Annotated in this window: 2 protein-coding genes; both read left to right on the top strand. The window is 25.8% G+C overall.

The window, feature by feature from the left end; genetic code table 11:
* The coding region (xerA, locus tag AWT72_RS08525; RefSeq protein ID WP_067143621.1) for a site-specific tyrosine recombinase/integron integrase at positions 1–846 on the top strand (846 nt) is incomplete at its 5' end.
* A gap of 14 nt (positions 847–860) precedes the next feature.
* A complete protein-coding gene (locus AWT72_RS08520; protein WP_067143618.1) occupies positions 861–1,301 on the top strand; it encodes a restriction endonuclease subunit S in 441 nt (146 codons plus the stop codon).
* The last annotated feature ends 215 nt before the right edge of the window (positions 1,302–1,516 follow it).

The raw sequence follows: 1,516 nt of genomic DNA, 5'->3' as shown, positions 1-1,516 counted from the left end.
GCTAATGATAATGATAGTTTTATAGATTATTTTATTTTAGCTAAAAAACTTGAGGGGTGTTCTGAAAAAACTTTGAATTATTATAAAAATACAATAAATTCACTGATAATAAAAGTTAAGAAAGATGTTAGACATATTAAAACGGAAGATTTGAGAATTTATCTTAGTGAATATCAACAATTAAAAAATTCTAGTAAAACAACAATGGATAATATAAGACGTATTCTATCATCATTTTTTTCTTGGTTAGAAGATGAAGATTATATAATGAAAAGTCCAGTAAGAAGAATTCATAAAGTTAAACAAATTTATACTATGAAAGAAACTTACTCAGATGAAGATCTTGAAAGGATGCGTTATAGTTGCGAAGAAAAAAGAGATCAAGCTTTGATAAATGTGCTTGCTTCAACAGGTATGAGAATAGGTGAACTAGTTCTTTTAAATAGAGATGATATTGATTTTAATGAGCGAGAATGTATTGTGTTTGGTAAAGGAAATAAAGAAAGATTAGTTTATTTTGATGCAAGGACAAAATTACATTTAATTGAATATTTAAATGAAAGAAATGATAATAATAAAGCCTTATTTGTATCATTAAGGAAACCTAATAAAAGACTTACAATAGGTGGTGTGGAGTCAAGATTAAGAAATATAGGTAAGAAATTAGGGATAACAAGAGTATATCCTCATAAATTTAGAAGGACACTTGCTACTATGGCAATCGATAAAGGAATGCCTATAGAGCAATTACAACAATTATTAGGACATAAAAAAATAGACACTACATTGCAGTACGCAATGGTTAAACAGAGTAATGTTAAAATTGCTCATAAGAAATTTATATGATAGGAAGTGGATAAATGCAAATAAAAGATTTTGTAAATTTTCAAAATGGGTATGCTTTTAAATCAAAAGACTTTATTGAAAATGGAGATTTTAAAATTATAAAAATTAAAGAACTAAAAGATGGAAAAATACAATTTTTTAAGGAAAGTTCTTCAATAAATATAGATGACACAAATAAATTTGAGAAATTCATGGTAAAAAAAGGAGATATATTATTTGCTTTGACAGGTGATCCAGTTAGTAAACCTAATCCTTTAAGTTGGGTAGGAAGAGTTGCCATATATAATCATGAAAGTAATGCTATAATAAATCAACGTGTATGTAAAATTACTGCGAAAAAAAATATAAATATTAAATATTTGTATTACTATTTTAGGATTTATAATCATTTTTATTCATTAGCATCTATTGCTAAATTCTCTTCATCCTTAGTATTGATAAAAGGTATATTCTAATACTTCCTTTAATTTTTTCATTTCATAATTATTAAGGTATGGAAGCATACCCTGAATAATATCTGTCATTAACTTTTCTTTCATTTCAATTCTCCTTTCAAAAATTCAGGAAAATGAATTAGAACGGCTTCCCGTTAAAATTAACTCTTGCCGTCCAGAAGAGTTGTTATTAATACCTTAAATGATAATTTATCAGCTTAAATAGCAATATTAGA

Source organism: Oceanivirga salmonicida (assembly GCF_001517915.1).
Lineage (GTDB): Bacteria > Fusobacteriota > Fusobacteriia > Fusobacteriales > Leptotrichiaceae > Oceanivirga > Oceanivirga salmonicida.
The sequence above is the reverse complement of the archived record's forward strand: the minus strand, read 5'-3'. Positions and strand labels throughout refer to the sequence as shown.

Bases quoted from the DNA above. Each gene is read 5' to 3' on its own strand.
- AWT72_RS08520 (WP_067143618.1), top strand. From the start codon at position 861: ATGCAAATAAAAGATTTTGTAAATTTTCAAAATGGGTATGCTTTTAAA.